General features: G+C 44.1%; 18 protein-coding genes and 2 pseudogenes. 15 read left to right on the top strand and 5 right to left on the bottom strand.

The window, feature by feature from the left end; all coding sequences use genetic code 11:
- Positions 1-4: 4 nt before the first annotated feature.
- Positions 5-649: an arylesterase gene (locus tag BLT94_RS18930; RefSeq protein WP_092237629.1), complete on the bottom strand. Its 645-nt coding sequence runs from the start codon at positions 647-649 to the stop codon at positions 5-7.
- Positions 650-833: 184 nt separating this feature from the next.
- Here BLT94_RS18930 and BLT94_RS18935 point away from each other — a divergent pair, with 184 nt between their 5' ends.
- From BLT94_RS18935 to BLT94_RS21850, 9 genes and pseudogenes are all read left to right on the top strand, one after another.
- Positions 834-1,694: a DMT family transporter gene (locus BLT94_RS18935; RefSeq protein WP_092237632.1), complete on the top strand. Its 861-nt coding sequence runs from the start codon at positions 834-836 to the stop codon at positions 1,692-1,694.
- A 55-nt stretch (positions 1,695-1,749) separates the two neighbouring features.
- Entirely contained in the window at positions 1,750-2,523 is a 774-nt protein-coding gene (locus tag BLT94_RS18940; RefSeq protein WP_092237635.1) for a DUF2914 domain-containing protein, read from the top strand.
- 101 nt (positions 2,524-2,624) lie between these two features.
- On the top strand, positions 2,625-3,122 hold the full coding sequence (locus BLT94_RS18945) for a GatB/YqeY domain-containing protein (protein WP_092237638.1): 498 nt from the start codon (positions 2,625-2,627) through the stop codon (positions 3,120-3,122).
- Between the two features lie 110 nt (positions 3,123-3,232).
- Positions 3,233-4,348: a flavin monoamine oxidase family protein gene (locus BLT94_RS18950; RefSeq protein ID WP_092237641.1), complete on the top strand. Its 1,116-nt coding sequence runs from the start codon at positions 3,233-3,235 to the stop codon at positions 4,346-4,348.
- Positions 4,349-4,511: 163 nt separating this feature from the next.
- Positions 4,512-5,390 (top strand): class I SAM-dependent methyltransferase, encoded by an 879-nt coding sequence (locus tag BLT94_RS18955; protein WP_175530419.1) that lies wholly within the window; start codon positions 4,512-4,514, stop codon positions 5,388-5,390.
- 1 nt (position 5,391) lies between these two features.
- A complete protein-coding gene (locus BLT94_RS21845; protein ID WP_139169075.1) occupies positions 5,392-5,598 on the top strand; it encodes a hypothetical protein in 207 nt (68 codons plus the stop codon).
- Positions 5,525-6,391 (top strand): ABC transporter substrate-binding protein, encoded by an 867-nt coding sequence (locus BLT94_RS18960; protein WP_092237673.1) that lies wholly within the window; start codon positions 5,525-5,527, stop codon positions 6,389-6,391. Before BLT94_RS21845 ends, BLT94_RS18960 begins: the two co-directional genes overlap by 74 nt.
- Before the next feature lie 48 nt (positions 6,392-6,439).
- A complete protein-coding gene (locus BLT94_RS18965) occupies positions 6,440-7,033 on the top strand; it encodes a class I SAM-dependent methyltransferase (protein WP_456073000.1) in 594 nt (197 codons plus the stop codon).
- A pseudogene (locus BLT94_RS21850) lies at positions 6,964-7,449 on the top strand (TonB-dependent receptor domain-containing protein); the annotation flags it as partial. The gene BLT94_RS18965 and the pseudogene BLT94_RS21850, both read left to right, overlap by 70 nt.
- Before the next feature lie 152 nt (positions 7,450-7,601).
- Here the strand turns inward: BLT94_RS21850 and arcC are convergent.
- Positions 7,602-8,540 (bottom strand): carbamate kinase, encoded by a 939-nt coding sequence (gene arcC, locus BLT94_RS18975; RefSeq protein ID WP_092237652.1) that lies wholly within the window; start codon positions 8,538-8,540, stop codon positions 7,602-7,604.
- A 9-nt stretch (positions 8,541-8,549) separates the two neighbouring features.
- A complete protein-coding gene (locus BLT94_RS18980) occupies positions 8,550-9,869 on the bottom strand; it encodes a cyclic 2,3-diphosphoglycerate synthase (protein ID WP_092237655.1) in 1,320 nt (439 codons plus the stop codon).
- Between the two features lie 630 nt (positions 9,870-10,499).
- Here BLT94_RS18980 and BLT94_RS18985 point away from each other — a divergent pair.
- On the top strand, positions 10,500-11,714 hold the full coding sequence (locus BLT94_RS18985; RefSeq protein WP_092237658.1) for a hemolysin family protein: 1,215 nt from the start codon (positions 10,500-10,502) through the stop codon (positions 11,712-11,714).
- A gap of 96 nt (positions 11,715-11,810) precedes the next feature.
- On the opposite strand, the pseudogene BLT94_RS22750 reads toward BLT94_RS18985, so the two are convergent.
- Together BLT94_RS22750 and BLT94_RS22755 are read right to left on the bottom strand one after the other, a co-directional pair.
- Positions 11,811-12,127 (bottom strand): annotated as a pseudogene (locus BLT94_RS22750) (transposase); the annotation flags it as partial.
- Entirely contained in the window at positions 12,016-12,387 is a 372-nt protein-coding gene (locus BLT94_RS22755) for a tyrosine-type recombinase/integrase (protein WP_456072999.1), read from the bottom strand. The gene BLT94_RS22755 and the pseudogene BLT94_RS22750, both read right to left, overlap by 112 nt.
- Before the next feature lie 541 nt (positions 12,388-12,928).
- Between BLT94_RS22755 and BLT94_RS19000 the strand changes: the two genes are divergently transcribed.
- The 5 genes from BLT94_RS19000 to BLT94_RS19020 all read left to right on the top strand — a co-directional run.
- Positions 12,929-13,531, top strand: a complete 603-nt coding sequence (locus BLT94_RS19000; protein ID WP_217641255.1) for a cyclase family protein — start codon at positions 12,929-12,931, stop codon at positions 13,529-13,531.
- 163 nt (positions 13,532-13,694) lie between these two features.
- A complete protein-coding gene (locus BLT94_RS19005; protein ID WP_175530420.1) occupies positions 13,695-14,426 on the top strand; it encodes a DUF169 domain-containing protein in 732 nt (243 codons plus the stop codon).
- 313 nt (positions 14,427-14,739) lie between these two features.
- The gene (locus tag BLT94_RS19010; protein ID WP_092237664.1) at positions 14,740-15,012 is read left to right on the top strand and encodes a hypothetical protein; all 273 of its coding nucleotides are present in this window, start codon (positions 14,740-14,742) and stop codon (positions 15,010-15,012) included.
- 76 nt (positions 15,013-15,088) lie between these two features.
- Positions 15,089-15,319: a helix-turn-helix domain-containing protein gene (locus BLT94_RS19015; protein WP_014958170.1), complete on the top strand. Its 231-nt coding sequence runs from the start codon at positions 15,089-15,091 to the stop codon at positions 15,317-15,319.
- Positions 15,320-15,321: 2 nt separating this feature from the next.
- On the top strand, positions 15,322-15,624 hold a 303-nt coding region (locus BLT94_RS19020; RefSeq protein ID WP_175530421.1), incomplete at its 3' end, for a HipA N-terminal domain-containing protein.

A 15,624-nucleotide genomic window follows, 5' to 3' on the forward strand; every position in this document is an offset into this window, starting at 1 on the left:
AAACTCATAATTGCTTCAGGATGCAGTCAAATACAGTGGCTGCAATAATCTTGTGACCTTTTGCATTGGGGTGGATACCATCTGCCTGGTTCAGGGAAGCGATGCCTGCCACATCTTTTAATAAAAAAGGAATAAAGGGCAAATCGTGTTTTTGTGCAAGGGATGCAAAGACCGCTTCAAAGGCTTTGGCATATTCCGGTCCATAATTGGGTGGAAGCTTCATGCCTGCCAGGATCACACGAAGCCTCTTTTCTTTTGCCAGGACAATGGTTTTGTCCAGATTTCGGGTCATCTGCCTTATGGACAAGCCCCGGAGTCCGTCATTGGCCCCCAGCGCCAGGACAAGAATATCCGGCTTTATCCTGAGAAACCATTTGAGCCGGGACACTGCCCCTGCTGTTGTGGAGCCGCTGATGCTGCCGTTGATAAGGCTGACATGGTCAAATCCTTTGAGTTTGAGCCTGTCGCGGATCAAGGCGGGAAAAGCCTGTTGTGGTTCCACTCCAAGCCCTGCGCCAAGAGAATCTCCAAGGATCAGAATCTTCACACTGCCCTCCCCTGCAAACAATTGAGGCACAAATCCAGGCCATGGTAAAGACATGCCTACCGGCAAAAACAATAACATAAACAGAAAAACGCATTTTTTCATAAAATTTAAGGTCCTTGGCTTTCTATAATTTTAACTGTCTGTTGAATAATATGGTTCTTTAAAGCAAATGTGTAAACCCTTTGCAATAATTTTAAATGAGTTGATTGCACTTGATTTAATTCCGGTCTATATTCCCAAGCATGTCTGATAAAAATAAAAACATATTAACCTTAAGGCTTCACACATGATCTCCTGGTACTTTTTTGCCCTGCTTGCACTGCTGCTGATGGGCATTCAGCGTTTTTTTTATAAGGTAGCGGCAGAAAAAAAATATCCCACCGAATGGGTAACCTTTTCTTTCATGGCCACGGTAACTTTGTTGAGTACGGGAGTATACTTTTTCCAGCAGCACCATGAACTCAATATCATCTGGTTGATGACCATGTCTCTGATCAACAGCGCATCTTTTCTTGTGGCAACCGTGTCCCACATTGAAGCGCTCAAATATATCCCGGCAAACATAGCCTACAGCATCATCCGGTTAAACGTGGTGGTGGTGGCCGGTTTTTCCATTTTCTATTTCAAAGAACAAATTTCCCTGTTCCAGGGCCTGGGACTGCTGGTTGCCGTTGCCGCCATGATCGTTCTGACGACGCAGATGAGAGAGGACACGACAAAAACAAAACAGGGACGGCGGGGAGCCGTATTTATCTTGCTGGCACTTCTGTGCGGTGCCACGGCAAGCATTTCATCCAAATTTGCAGCCATGCATGTGGACAAACTTGCCTTTATAGCCTTGTCATATCTTATGGGAATGATCGGGTCATTGGGAATTACCAGGGCCTTGTCCTATGACAAGGCCGAGAAAAAACGCTCGGCCGCAATGGGCCTTGGCGTTGTCATGGGCGGGTTTAATTTTGCAGGGTTTTATGCATTTTTATACGCCCTGGAACGCGGCCCCCTGTCGCTTGTTGCCGCCATTGTGGGCATGCATTTTGTTATCGCCATTGTACTGTCCGCCATCATTTATCGTGAAAAGATAAAACCGGCCGGGCTTGTTGGAATTTTTTTAACTGTCATATCGATTATTTTGATTCGCATTTGATTTCATGGTATTTTAACAAATTACAACAACCGTATAAAGCAGGTATTGCCATAACATGGACCACGACATCCCGGATAATTTTAAAAAAACACATACAGCACCAAAACAAGGCAAAGAAAATATTGACACAAGCGCCCTGTACAAGCAGATTCAGGAAGAGAAGGATCAGATCCTCATAAAAAAAATCAGGAAAATTATTAAAGATAAAGAGAAGAAACCGGAGGAAAAAAAGCCGGTCCGACAGTCATACAAGTTATGGTTGCCTCTTCTTTGCGCAGGGTTGATTATGGCCGGCCTGATGATTTTCAGAGAACCGCCGGCAACAATTGTGTTAAATAATCCAGAGCCAACATATAGGTCAGAACCAACATTCAGGTCAAAAAAAGTCTCAGAAAATACTTTTATAACCAAAACCACCCCTGTTTTGAAAAAATTTACCTACCAGAATGAAATAACTGATACTGAAGTAAGTGACACTGAACAAAGCCATATAACTTCCGGCATTCAAATTCATGAAATAGTATCCTGCAGCAGCGTCAGCCAAAAGCAATATGTCTGTGCCAAAACAGTTTTTTCTCTCAAAGAAGAGTCAATACCGGTAGTTTGGATGACCGTACTGGCAGACAACCCTCCTTTCACCCTGACCCATGTCTATTATATCAACGGACGCCGGTATTGCGAAGTTCCCCTCAGCATACGCTATCACCGCATGCGCACATGGAGCAATGTCACCTTGAACCGTCCTGAGCATGTTGGGAAATGGAGGGTTGAAGTGATTACCGAAAACGGTGAAAAACTCAAACACATAGATTTTACAGTTGTAGAATAGAACCGCTGATAACCCTGTAGCAGTGCATGCCTCAATGTGGTATGATGTCAGAATAAAATACTGTTGAAATCAAAATTATCATCAAAGGAGAGATAACACCAATGTCAGACATTAAAACCGAATACGGATGGGATGCATCTATGGGGATCTCCCTGTACGATAAAATCCGCCAGGATATGAAAAAGGCCATGGTTAAAAAAGATACCGCTGTTAGGGACACCATGCGGCTGATCATGGGATCTTTTCCCAGCCTCACCGTCTCCATTACCCTGGAGAGCGGTAAAAAAACCACCCGGGTCAAGAAGCCTGAAGAGATCACCGATGACGACCTCCTTAATATTATACGCAAATTTGTCAAATCCGAAAAAACCGTACTTGAGCTTAAAAAAGAAACCACCTCAGACTACCTGGAACTGCTGAACTTATATCTTCCTCAAATGGCCACGTCCGAGGAGATCGAGCAGTGGATACTGGATAATGTCGACCTCTCCGGGTACAAGAGTCCCATGCAGGCCATGGGAAACGTTATGAAGCATTTTGGAAAACTTGCCGACGGCAACCAGGTAAAAGAGGTTCTCAAAAACATGAAGTCTTCCTGACAAACAATGTTCTATCCAAGCAAAACCCGGTTGAAAAAACGATCGGGTTTTGCTATCTGAAAACCTATAGAAAATCTGCTTAAACGTTGAGATTATAATGGAATATTACAATGCACACGGAAAAAATTGATACCATAATTATTGGAGGAGGTCTCAGCGGTATCTATGCCGCCTGTCTGCTGGCCAAAAAAAACAAATCTTTTATACTTCTTGAGGCCCGTGAGCGAGTTGGCGGCAGGATTTTAAGCACAGAACATCAAGGATTTTTTTCCGATCTCGGCCCTTCCTGGTACTGGCCCTCAATAAACCCGAAAATCGTTCACCTTATTCAAGTTCTGGGTCTCAAGAGCTATCGCCAGTTTGAAGAGGGTATGGGCAGGTTTCAAACTCCCGATGGAACCGTCAGGACAGTCAGAGGTTATGACATGTCTCCCCCCTGCCGGCGAATTTCCGGCGGCATGATGGCACTTGTAACAAAACTATCTGAATATATTCCTGAAAATGCCATCCGGCTCAATCATCCTGTATTTGAAATCAAAAAACAATCCTCGGGTGCCATGGTAAGTGTTGGCGAACTGGAAAAAGAATCCAAGGCCAGGTTTAATGCCAAAAATATAATCCTCGCCCTGCCCCCACGCCTTGCCGCTGCCACCATCCTCTTTACCCCTGACCTGTCTCATGATTTGACCCAGGCAATGCTGAAAATGGGTACATGGATGGCGGGCCAGGCGAAATTCTGCGCCCTGTATGAAGAACCGTATTGGCGGCAAACCGGCTTGTCTGGCCAGGCATTCAGCCAGACAGGTCCGCTGGGCGAAATTCATGACGGGTCCAACGACAATCAGGGCCCTTATGGATTGACCGGATTTATAAGCATTCCGGCGGCACAACGCAATCATCCACAAAGCCTTACATCTGCAATTCTTTCCCAACTTGCAGCCATTTACGGCAAACCGGCAGATCAACCGATGGCAGTATACTACCAGGACTGGGCCCGCGAACGATTCACTGCCACCCAGTTCGACCAGCCGCCGATGCATGAACACCCTCTTTATCATCCCCCGGCAGGTAAAACCTCCATCTGGGACGGCATCATCCAGTTTGCCGGTACGGAAACCGACACCCGGTACGGCGGTTATCTTGAAGGCGCTCTGGCCGCTGCCGAACGGGCAGTAACGAAATTGCAACAATTCAGCTCTGCAACAAACTGTTTTGGGTTGACATGATATTCCAACTATACTAAGACAACAGGCAATAAAAACCCAGAAGGGTGTTACATCCGAAAGGGTGTTGTAAAAAAATAATTTAAAAAAACGAAAACAGGCTATGAAGGCCGGCAGAAGAAAATCTGCCGTTCCTTTGTGGCCTTTTTTTATGGAGAAAAACATAATGGATTACAATAGAATAAACTGGAATGAGGCTTGGAAACATGAAATGGACCTCTGGCACAATTCGTCCGGAAAAAGCTGCAAGGATTTCTGGGCTGATAAAAAATCAGCTGCTGTTTATTCCAAAAAGCATATTGAGCATCACCAGGAACGGATTGATAAAACAATCAAGGGCCTGCCCCTTACTCCAAAATCACGTGTGCTGGATATTGGTTCAGGTCCCGGCAGCCTTGCCCTTCCCATGGCCGGGATTGTCAACTCGGTCACCACAATTGAACCCTCTGCCGGGATGAATGCGGTCATGAAAAATTTCATGGAAGAAAAAGGAATCGAAAATATCATCCCCATTGAAAAAACCTGGGAAGATGTGAACCCGGATATGGAGCTTGACCCGCCCTATGATCTGGTGATGGCTTCCATGTCCCTTGGCATGAATGATATCAAGTCTGCCATCGAAAAAATGAACCGGGTCTGCTCGGGTGTTGTGGTCCTGTTCTGGCATGCCGGTATCCCTGGCTGGGAAGATATGCCAAAGGCATTGTGGCCCAGGTTGTTTGAAAAACAATACCATGGCGGCCCCAAGAGTGACATTTTGTTCCAGGTGCTTTACCAGATGGGTATTTATCCGGAAGTTAAGGTCTTTTCCAACCATTTCCATGAATTTTTTCCTTCAATGGAAGATGCCATAGACTTTTATTGCAAACGGTTTGACCTAATCCGGACCGAACACCTCCCCCTTCTTGAATCCTATCTTGAGGAAAAATGTTTTAAAACAGAGGAAGGCTTTGTTCACGGATTTGACCATGTTTCCATGAAGTTTTCATGGGAAATTGAAGAAATCAGCCATGAAAAATCTGCATACAATGAAAAAGCGGTATAAAATGAAAAAGCTGCATAGACTCCTGGTAATGGCAGTTGCCCTGTTTTCATTGACAGTCACTGCCTTTTCCCAACAAAAGAATGCTGTTATGGTAACGGATTTCAGGGGCAAATCCATTGAGATCCCGGGACGGAATGAATCCGGTGACCCATCTCAACCCCTGGCTCATGGACTTGCCCCTGGTGTCACGATACGGAGCAGGCATTAATTATGAAAAAATTGCCGATCTGAATCCTGACCTGATCCTTATCCGTACCGGCTCATGCTCCCTTTCAGCTGCGGAGGATATCCTGGAAAAAAGCCTCTCCCTGCTGGAATCCTTAAACATCCCCCTGGTGGTCCTGAAGGGACCTAACACCTTTGACCGACCGGACATTGTGACCATCAGCAATGAAATCAAATTATTGGGACAGGTGTTCCAAAAGCAGGAAGAGGCTGAAAAACTGGCCGATTACCTTGAAAGTTGTGTGGAGATGGTCAGGAAACGAACTGTAGACATCAAGCCCTTAAACCGGAAAAAACTGCTGTTGCTGGGACTTTCTCCCAAAGCCAGAAGTCAGGGAGGGGCAGGCCATGTCAAAGGAATCGATACCATTCAGACCTATTTTCTCAAAAATTTTGTCCATGCTGAAAATGCCTATGACAGCAAAGGAGCCTGGAATATCCTCAATACGGAAAAGCTGCTTTCCCTTGATCCGGATGTGATCGTACTGGTCACTTCCTGGGGGTATCATCCGCCTTCAGAGCTGTATGAAGCCCCCTATTACCAGAGTCTGAAAGACATGAGAGCGGTCCGCAACAAGGCGGCCTGCGCCCTGCCCTGGACTCCCTGCAATTGTGAAAAAAGACTGGAGTATCCAATTGATGTCATGGTTATGGCCAAAGCAGCCTACCCGGAAAAATTTAAAGACATCCGACTTGGACAATGGCTTGTGGAATTTTATCAGAATGTTTATCAGGTTGATGTTAAAACCGCCAAAGAACTCAGGTCCTGCCAGTGAATGGACTGGACCTGTGAGGAGTGACAAATGGATACAGACATGCAAGATATGACCAGAAAAACCTTTTTCAATGAAAAAGCCGATACCTGGCTGGATAAATTTTACAAAGATCCTGAGACCGGAATCCATGACCGGCATTCAAAAAAGATAAAAAAAATCATTTCAAGTCTAAATATTGAGCCGGACCATAAGGTATTGGATGTGGGATGCGGCAGCGGGGTGCTGGTTCCCTATATCCTGAGCCGACTTTCTTCAAAAGGCAGGCTTTTTGAAGTGGATTATGCCGAAAACATGATAACACAAAACCGGAAGGTCCATGGGTATGACAGGATCACCTTTGTCTGTTCGGATGTCATGGACCTGCCCCTTGAGGATTCAAGTTTTGATTCAATTATCTGTTTTGCCTGTTTTCCCCATTTCCGGGATCAGAAAGCAGCTTTGGGAAAACTTGCAGGAATTTTAAAGCCCAACGGTATCCTGACCATTGCCCATCTTCTGTCGGCAAAAGAAATTGCCGATCACCATGACGGGGAAAGCGCTGTTTCAAGGGACAGGCTTCCGGTAAAACATGAGACGGCATTACGTCACCCGGATCACGAGCAGTTTCCAATTGCCTGTACAATATTGATCATCTTGAATTAAGCGGTTTTGAACTGGAAGCAGCCATTGAATTTTCAAAAAGATTAAGGGCCACTGCGTCCTATGTATTCCAGGAACATAAAGTAGCTCAGACCGGCAATAAACAGGACTGGACATATTACCTGCCTGCCACCCTTCCCAAACACAAAGTAAAGATCATGGGAAAATATGAAATCCTTCCTCAAGGCTGGCTTCAGCTCAGTGCAAAACATGTCGGTGCAAGGGATGCCCAGAAAGGCGATGAACTTGAGGATTATATTGTCTGTGATGCAGGTTTTGAAAAAAAATTCAAGTTTAACGGCCTGAATTATAATTTAAATCTTTTTGTAAATAATGTAACCGGTACCAATTACCAGGAAATCAGCGGATACAGCATGCCCAAATATGTGTGGGGTTTTATGATGGGACTTGAATTTTAATGCAATAAGGAGATTAAGTTGGATTCCGGAATCTTGATATGGCAAACTTCAGTTTTGAATTTTCCAATTCATGAGCGGAATCCAACAACTGCATGTAACTACAAAATATTTTAACAGGAACACCATAATTTCAAATTAACAATCCGTTTTTTTTATGCCACAAACTCGGTGCCGGCCTTTCCGGCCACAGCCAGTTCAATCTCTTCTAAAAACGCGACCACCGCTCTTTTTCCCGGTATCCCTGCAAACTGTACAGCCGCTTCCACCTTGGGCTTCATGGAACCTTCGGAAAAATGGCCCGCCCTCATATATTTTCGGGCATCCGCAAGAGTGAGGGTGCGCAAAATTTTCTGGTTCTTTTGACCAAAATTTATGGCAACCCCTTTGACGTCCGTGGCAATGACAAAAAGATCTGCTCCCACCTCCACGGCCAGGCGCGCACTGGCCAGATCCTTGTCTATGACCGCCTCTATCCCGCTGAAGGCGCGTCCTTCACGGATAACCGGGATACCGCCTCCACCGCAGCAGATCACGATAAAATCCATATCAATCAATTGTTTTATTTCATGCTTTTCAACAATGGTGATTGGTTTGGGAGAAAAAGTCACCCGCCGGTAACCTTTGGCGGTTTTGCAAAAAGGCCAGGACGCAGTTTTTGCCTGGGTCTTTGTGTAGAGCGGCCCAATGGGTTTTGTAGGGGTTTTGAATGCCGGATCATTCTCATCCACCACCACATAGCTGATCAGACTTACCAGAGGCCTTGAATTCAGGTTCTGGGCCATCAGCTCAGAATCAAGGCATGATTCGATCATGTAACCGATCTGTCCCTGAGTCTGGGCCACAAGAATATCCAGCGGCATTTTTGGGACTGCATCACAGCACTCCTGCTGCAGCAACAGATTCCCCACCTGGGGGCCATTGCCGTGGGTAATAATGATGCGATGGGTTTGTGAAAGCCGGGCAATTTGCCTGACAGTCACTTTAAGATTATCGCGCTGCTGGACGGCAGTACCCTCCTGGCCTTTTTTGATCATGGCATTTCCACCCAGGGCCACAAGGAGGATTGGTTTTCTATTGTCAGAATCAATCATGAGTCCTTTTTACCACTGATTCATGTGCCGGGAGATTTCCATCTCCAGCGTGGGAACCCCATGGTCCATATACTCGTACCGGATACGGATTGCGGGTTTATTGATGGAAATGATCCGGGTCAAATCACTTGTGGTTCCAAGGATCACAAGATCACAATCCACTTTATTGATGATATGTTCCATATCAGATATCTGCTGCTTGCTGTATCCCGCAGCCGGAAGCAGAGGGCCTATGTCCGGGTAGGTCTTGAAAAGCTCTTTAAAGGTTCCTGAAAGCCAGGGGGCAGGGTCCACAATCACTGCCGCGCCAAACCGCTGTGCAGCAATGATACCTGCACCAAACCGCATCCCGCCATGGGTCAGTGTGGGCCCGTCCTCCACTACCAGCACGCGTTTATCTCTTATCAGGCCAGGATCTTGAGCAGTAATCACGGAATCCGCATGAAGAATGACGGCATTGGGGTTGCGCGTTTCAATGGTGTTTTGAACCGCCCGGATATTTTCCGGGTCGGCGCTGTCCACCTTGTTGATCACGGCAATATCAGCCATAAGCATATTGGTCTCTCCGGGATGATAGGATATTTCATGCCCCGGCCGATGAGGATCGAAAAGCACGATGTTCAGGTCAGGATGAAAAAAAGGCGTATCATTATTTCCACCGTCCCAGATAATGATATCCGCCTCTTTTTCCGCTTCCCGCAAAATCTTTTCATAATCAATACCGGCATAAATTACCGCCCCCATCTCAACCACCGGCTCAAACTCTTCGCGCTCTTCAATGGTGCAGTTGTATGTATCAAAATCGGCAAAGGAAGAAAAACGCTGGACTGCATTACGTTCCAAGTCTCCGTACGGCATGGGGTGACGTACTATGATCGCTTTTTTTCCCATCTTTGTCAAAATCCGGTAAACCTCCCGGCTGACCTGGGATTTTCCGCACCCGGTCCTGACGGCGGAAACGGAGATAACTTTTTTACTTGATTTCAGCATAGTATAAGGAGCTGCAATCATTACAAAATCAGCCCCAGCCGCATTAACCATGGAACCCTTGTGCATCACTTCAGAGTGAAGGATATCGCTGTAAGAAAAAGAAACCAGATCGACCTTGTATTTTTTGATCAGAAAAACAAGGTCTGTTTCCGGATGAATGGGAATTCCATCCGGATAAAGGCTGCCTGCAAGATTCGGGGGATAACTCCGGTTTTCGATATTGGGGATCTGGGTCGCGGTAAAAGCAATGACGTTATATCTTTTATTATCTCTGAAATAAACATTAAAATTATGAAAATCGCGCCCGGCGGCGCCCATGATAATTACATTTTCAACCATAACTGTTCCTCCTGTATGTCCGTGCAATGCAAGCTATCACTGCCGGATGTGTCGGGTTCAGGCAAACACAAAAATAGTAAATAATCCGGGGATTTTTGAAATATTTCAGGCTCGGCAATCTGCATGAAAAGCTCCTTTTTCCGTTAAGATACCATCTCTTCCCATAAAAAATCAATGATCTTGTTTTTTGCAGGCTTTCATCCCTGTCAATCCTATCATTCATTAAAAAAACTAGGGGTTTTTACCTATTGATTTTTCCATTTCTCCTTTATATAAAACAATCTGCACAAAAAATTATTTACCAACAAAGATCTCGAATGTAGATATAGTAATCGACAGGGCGAAGCTATGCGAAAAATTAGCTGCCTACAGACCCCAAATATAATTTATAAAAGCATAAAAATTATGAATTTGCCTTCGACTATAGCACAAACCATCTTATGAAAAATTCTGATTCTCAGATGGAATCCTAATTGTTTATTAATTGTGCATCAAATTGCTTTAGCAGTTGTTGATGTATTTTTTTCATCACAGTATTATCCGTGTGTTAATATCACCCCGTGACGAATGATATGCGGACAACCGCTCAACTACTTATTCGGTCACACAATATGGAAACATACAACTACTATGAGATTGTCATTAAAATGGTCAAGTTGGATTTTTGCCCTTGTATTGTCACTGGTATTAGCGTTTTCAGCTGATGTCTTTGGCTTAAAAGATTCTTACGAAAGAAGCATTGAATATATGAGTGCTGATGGTTTGCTGTTAATAATTTATGTGCTAATTGCATTAATTATTTCATTTCTCTGTTCAGTAGCGGAATCGGTACTCTTAAGCATCACGCCTTCATATATAGAGGGGCAGAAAAAAAGGCGACCTAAGCATGCTGCACTTTTGAAACGCCTGAGACGAGATAATGTGGATCAATCACTTGCGGCCATTTTAACACTAAATACTATTGCTCATACGGTTGGTGCGATCGGTGCAGGGGCCAAAGCGACAATTGTATTTGGAAGTACATGGTTTGGCCTGTTTTCAGTTATTATGACGCTTTTGATTCTTTTTTTTTCTGAAATCGTGCCCAAAACTTTAGGCACCATCTACTGGTCAAAACTTGCAAGTCCAATTTTATATTTTGTAAACACTCTGATTGTGGTTCTTTATCCAATTGTATGGATTTCGGAAAGACTGACAAATTTTATTTCACACGGAAAGGATATTAACATTTTCAGTAGAGAAGAGTTCATCGCCATGGCTCAGGTCGGTGTAGAGACGGGGCATATTCTTGATAAGGAATCAAAGATTATCCGGAACATATTCCGATTCGAGTCGCTGAAAACGAACGATATCATGACGCCACGTGTTGTAATCTCCGCATTGCCCGAGGATATGAAAATTATTGATTCGTTGAAAGAAGTTATCCAAACCCCTTTTTCACGTCTGCCGCTTTACTCGACGAATATTGATGACATAACCGGTTTTATTCTTAAAGAGGATATTTTAATTAACGCCGCCCAGAAGCGAGGCAATGAAAAAATCAAAGCATTGAAGCGTGAAATAATTGCTGTTCCAAAATCAGTATCGTTGATCGCATTGTTAGAAAGGTTTCTTAAGGATCGCCAGCACATTGCTATAGTCGTCAATGAATATGGAGGGACTGATGGAGTGGTGACATTAGAGGATTTAATCGAAACACTTACTGGCATGGAAATTATGGATGAAACAGATGATGTTGAAGACATGCGCGCTCTGGCCAGGAAACAATGGAAGGAACGTACCAAGGCAATGGGGCTTGATGCTGATATCTTTGACCAAAGCAAGGCCGAAAAAATGAAGGATTAGTAACCGTGCCGAGGCACGAAGCTCGGTGCCAATCCTATGGTTCATGAAGCCGCAGATCTATAGGGGAAAGGTTAGCGGATCATCAGTTTCGTGCAGTTATCCGGGCTTGCCTCGTGGTTCAGGCTTTACAAAAAAGATGGATTTTAAATCATGGCCGCAATGGCTGCATTTAATACCGGGTATTGCAGGTTCCGGAATCTCAGTGAAAAGAGCGATAATGTCATGGATGAATGAAATAAGTTCCCGAATTTTCTCTATGGCAGCGCACTGCTGGGGTTGAGAAATCCATAATGCCTTATTTTCATAAACCCTTTGGGAAGAACATGCTGCAAAAATCTTCGAATAAACTCCATGGCATCCAGTGACATGGTTTCCCATTTTTTCTTTTCACGGTCTTTGTATGAAAATCGGATGACACCATTTTGGGATTGCGATGCGTTTTATAGTATTTGCGTAAAGTCAACAGGGTAATTTTAGGCAAGGGTACCGTCCTGTCCAGGGCATCCTTTCCGCCGTGAATATGCACAAGCCCCATGTCGGAAAGGATATCTTTAACCTGAAGGGTTGTGGCTTCCCTCAAACGCAGTCCCATGGAATATAATGTCAAATAAAATGTATGACTTTGCACAGTGGTAAGGGCATAAATAATCTTCCTGACTTCCTCCAGACTCAAAATAGTCGGTAAGGTCTGTTCTCGCTTCCATTTGATATCGTTGAAAATATTCCAGGACCGGACCAGCGTTCTGGTAAAGAAATGCTGAATACCGGAATAACTGATGCGCAGAGTAGCGGCGCTCCAGCCGAGTTCATTCTGGCAGCAAAGCCAGTATTGACGCAGCGGCTTACTTGAACCTGTAGCTCAAGCCGACCGCGTGAACGGGAGTCGTTTTTAGCGAAGACTGTTGGCGCAGCGGCTTAGCTCTGCGTTAGCAGTCTGTGTAAAAATGGATTCTCGATAATAATTCGGAGGGGGAGGGTGTGAAAGTTTTCAGGGTTTTTGCGGGTTCGTTACTTTTGATGACGTGGATGATCCTTGCTCCGGGATTATACAGCGTCGCTTCAGAGGAGTTTACTCTCAATGATGTATGGCGGTTGATAATGACAAAGAGATTCGTCGATCTCACCCAGACCTTCTCCCCTGGCATTCCCCATTGGAAAGGCTTTCCCGATGGAAGGCGCGAAATCCTGTACTGGTATGAACCGGGGGTGGGGACATTGGCAGTGGCTTCTATGCACAGTCCTTCACGCATGTCGGTCAGTGGGGAACTCATGTAGACCCTCCTGCTCACTTCGTGAAAGGCTTACATACTGTGGACCAGATTAGTGCAAAAGAGATGATCCTGCCATTGGTCGTAATTGATGTTCATGAGAAGGTGGCGAGCAACCCAGACTACACAATCACGATGCAAGACATTAAGAACTGGGAAAAGCGGAATGGCTCTATCCCGAAAGGCGCTTTTGTGGCAATGCGCACTGACTGGTGCAGAAGATGGCCCAGTATGGAAGCCATGCAGAACAAGGATGCCAACGGAACTGCCCATTACCCTGGTTGGAGTCTTGAGGTAGTAAAATATCTCTATGAGGATCGTCAGATCACTGCTTCCGGTCACGAGACAACGGATACTGATCCAGGCATTGCTACCTCGAAGGATGACTATTCATTGGAAACATACATACTGAAGCAAAACCACTATCAAATTGAGTTCCTGAAGAATTTGGATGAGGTGCCGGAAATAGGTACCCTGATTGTGGTGGCTTTTCCGAAGCCGAAAGGTGGGTCCGGCTTCCCTGCCAGGGCATTTGCCATCTTACCGTAAGAGGGTCTGCTAACTATGCATCCAGCGGCCACCTAACCACGCCGGGCACATTTTGTGGTTCCATCCGAAAACTCATAGGTGGCGTGGTCAGGTCCGCTGATGCCGCAGTTGGAAGCCTAAAGATTCTGAATCGGACTTTTAATCAAATTGTATGGAGAAAATAATGAAATCAGAAATAGTAAAAAAAAGCCTGAAGAAATTTTCAGAAGTATTATCTTTTAATTATCCTGCTGTTGGCTGGTACTTTTCTTCTGAGGAAATGGAAGATTCATTTGTTTTTAGAAAGGATAAATGGGTATGTATGTTCATGTATCTGAAGATGATGATGAAAAAAAATAATAAAATCCGTTTCTCGGATGATAATAATAGAGCCTGCACAGGTCCTGCAGAATACTTTGGTTTTACTGAACTTGAGGATGATGGAGGTATTTTTCTCGCTGAAACAGAAAGATTTTGCAAAAATATTGAAATTTCAAAAGAATATACCAGGTGGTCGGCAACCCTTATTCACCCGCCAAAAGGCAAATATCTATACATGGAAAAACTTGAGAATATTGATGATAGCAGACAGATTGAGGTTGTTAATCTTTTCCCGGCAAATATGACCAGCCTGGCAAAGCTTGCAACCCTTTCAAGTTACGACAGGATGGCGAATGTGGATAATGTTTTGATACCTGATGCTTCAGGTTGTCAGTCTGTCTTTACAACTCCCTATCATGAAAATTTTCAAGAAAATCCAAAATGTATTATTGGGCTAATGGATCCGATGGCCAGAAATTTTGTCCCTGAAGATATGATTTTATTTTCAATGCCCACCAACAGATTTATGGAAATGGCGAATAATATTGAAGGCAGCTTTCTTGATAAAGATTTTAAAAACCCGACAGGTTTTTGATCTTGATTATAGCGTGTTGAAAAGTACGGACAGTAATCATGGAAGCAAATAGCAAAAGAATAATTGCAGGCTATTTCGAATCGGCTGAAGGAAAAGAGGGGATGCTTCCAACAAATGAAGGATTAGTAACCGTACTGAGGCACGCAGCTCGGCACTAAGCCTTGGTTCATGAAATGCGGTAGAACTTGGCACAATAATTGCTATTACTTAGGGAAAAGGTTCGAAATTGTAATTTCAGATAGATAGGTTGATGTGGCAATTAGCCGTATATATTGGCACTATAAAAAAAATAATACTTTCTTTATGAAAGAATATGTTGCTGGTGTCAATACTTAATCTGCTGGTAGAGCCTGCGCGTAGCGCTTACTTGAACAAAATGCCGGAGAGGGACCAGGCTTACTGCTCAGCCTTTTCGGAAGTTCCTGGTTCAGGAAAATTTAACTTTTTATTGGAGCTTTTTGGGTTAAAAAGCCTGGCCCCTCAGCTCCCCCGTTCCAGGCAGCTGCGCCGCGTTGTATTTGCCTTAAAAGTTTTAGATCGGTTACTTTTAGAGTTGATTCAATCAAAAAAAGCAAAAAGTCCCTGATCGAAAACTTTTTGTTGCTTTTCGCTTATAAAGCCGCTAAAAGTATCCTATCGGAAACATTTATATGGGAGGCCAATTGAAACCTTCAACAAAAATTAATAATCCTAAAGAATTAGGGCAGCATCTCCTTAAAGAACGTAAAAGTCTCAAGCTGACTCAAAAGGAGATCTCAGAGTTTAGTGATGTTGGTAGAAAGTTTATTATAGAGCTTGAAAAAGGTAAGGCAACTGCTCAACTTGGAAAAGTATTTGAATTATTAAACAGTCTTGGTCTTGAACTCCATCTCATTAAACGTGGAGATCGCTGATATTGGATACCTTGAATGTTTTTTTTGAACAAACCAGAGTCGGTTCCCTAAGCATTAATGACAGGAGGCAGTTTTCATTTCAATATTCTAAGAAATGGTTGACATCACCTGATGCGTTTCAAATATCAATTTCTTTGCCGATGCAGGAAGAAATTTTTCCACATAACAAAGTAAAATCATTTTTTTCCAATCTGTTACCTGAAGCTGCCGTTAGAATATTAATCGCGAAACAACTTGGAATTTCCGATAAAAATGATTTTATGCTTCTCAAACGTATTGGGGGAGAGTGTGCCGGGGCAATAACA

This window comes from Desulfobacula phenolica, from assembly GCF_900105645.1.
GTDB lineage: Bacteria > Desulfobacterota > Desulfobacteria > Desulfobacterales > Desulfobacteraceae > Desulfobacula > Desulfobacula toluolica.